This window comes from Phenylobacterium sp. (assembly GCF_030693805.1).
In the GTDB taxonomy this organism is placed as follows: domain Bacteria; phylum Pseudomonadota; class Alphaproteobacteria; order Caulobacterales; family Caulobacteraceae; genus Phenylobacterium.
The window spans coordinates 1-1513 of the sequence record NZ_JAUXZW010000385.1 but is presented as its reverse complement, the minus strand read 5'-3'; the positions used below and the strand labels follow the sequence as shown (position 1 = coordinate 1513).

General features: G+C 67.7%; 2 protein-coding genes, 1 tRNA gene and 1 pseudogene. 3 read left to right on the top strand and 1 reads right to left on the bottom strand.

The features are described 5' to 3' along the window. Window positions 1-254 (bottom strand): annotated as a pseudogene (locus Q8M88_RS15330) (DNA/RNA nuclease SfsA); the annotation flags it as partial. Window positions 255-319: 65 nt separating this feature from the next. On the opposite strand from Q8M88_RS15330, the gene Q8M88_RS15325 reads away from it, so the two are divergent. From Q8M88_RS15325 to Q8M88_RS15315, 3 genes are all read left to right on the top strand, one after another. Next, window positions 320-1105, top strand: a complete 786-nt coding sequence (locus Q8M88_RS15325; protein WP_305598021.1) for a molybdopterin-binding protein — start codon at window positions 320-322, stop codon at window positions 1103-1105. 46 nt (window positions 1106-1151) lie between these two features. Continuing rightward, window positions 1152-1237: transfer RNA gene (locus Q8M88_RS15320), tRNA-Leu, on the top strand. A gap of 143 nt (window positions 1238-1380) precedes the next feature. Continuing rightward, window positions 1381-1513: transposase (locus tag Q8M88_RS15315; protein WP_305598022.1), on the top strand; the 133-nt coding region annotated here is incomplete at its 3' end.

The window sequence follows — 1513 nt, the reverse complement described above, 5'->3', positions numbered from 1 at the left end:
TTGGGGTGCATGGTGTTGATCCCCACCAGGCCGCCGTCGGCCTCGACAAGCTCCAGGGTCCAGGCGAGCTTGCGCTTCGGGTCGGGCGACTTCGACAGCCAGGCGCCCCGGCCCGGCGTGTTGAGGCCCAGCATCGCGCCGGGGTTCGGGCAGTGGACGGTCAGCGCCGTTTCGTCGTCCAGCACCACGTCGGCCAGGAAGCGCTTGTAGCGCTGCACCAGGACGCCGTGAACGAGCGGTTGCGGGAAGTCCATCGGCTGAGGCTTAGTCCGAGTCGGCGCTGCGCCGGAGCAGGGCGGCTTGAAGGAGCGTGAACGCGATGGGAAGTCCGCAAAGCGAGGATGCGCCGGTCGAGTGCGCGGTGCTGATCATCGGCGACGAGATCCTGTCGGGCCGCACCCAGGACACCAACCTGCGCGACATCGCCCGCTACCTGGCCGTCCACGGGATCGACCTGGCCGAGGCGCGCACCGTGCGCGACGTGATGGACGAGATTGTCGATGCGCTGAATGCGCTGCGCGAACGCTACGACTATGTGATCACCACCGGCGGCATCGGCCCGACCCACGACGACATCACCGCCGATGCGGTGGCCCTGGCGTTCGGGGTGGAGCTGCACGAGCACCCCGACATCCTGGCGATCATGAGCAAGCGCTGGGGCGGCGAGCTGAACGCCGCGCGCCGGCGCATGGCCCGCGTGCCGGTGGGCGGCGATCTGGTGCAGAACCCGGTGCAAGGCCCGCCGGGCTTCACCATCGGCAACGTTTTCACCCTGGCGGGCGTGCCGGCGATCATGCGCGGCATGCTGGAGGACGTGGGCTGGCGCATGCGCAGCGGCGTGGTGACCATCGCGCGCACCGTCCGCGTCGAAGGCTCGGGAGAAGGCGTCATCGCCGCGCCCCTGGAGGCCGTCGCCAAGGCGCACCCGAAGATGTCGCTGGGCAGCTATCCGTTCTTCGGCCCCGAGGGCTACGGCTCCAACCTGGTGCTGCGAGCCCGCGACGCGGACGAACTGGACGCCACTGTCGACGAGCTGGTCGAGGCGCTGCGCGGCGCGGGCGTCGCGACGATCAAGCTGATCGACCCCGAAGAGACCCGCGCCTGACGTTCCCGCCGACTGCGAACGCGGCTATGGCGTAAGGGCGCACCCTGCGGACGTGGCGAAACCGGTAGACGCAGCAGACTTAAAATCTGCTTCCCACAAGGAGTGCGGGTTCGAGCCCCGCCGTCCGCACCAATTCATCCAACACCGGCTGCCAGGCAGGCCTCGGCTCAGCGTTATCGCGGAGTTGGCGACAGTGACCGCCTAGGGCGCGTACTCAATAGCAGTTGAGGCTGTGGCCGAAGCTTGTTTCAAGGTTTCCGGAAGTGTGCCTTGGGATGGCGCGTTATGATCTGAGCGAAGCGGAGTGGCGGATCGTGGAGCCCCTGCTTCCGGCGGTCGGTAAGGGCAAGCGGCGGGTAGATGATCGTCAAATCGTCAATGGCATCTTCTACGTGCTGCGCACCGGTT

Excerpts from the sequence above, each read along its gene's own strand:
- Q8M88_RS15325 (WP_305598021.1), top strand. The coding sequence starts at position 320 with ATGGGAAGTCCGCAAAGCGAGGATGCGCCGGTCGAGTGCGCGGTGCTG.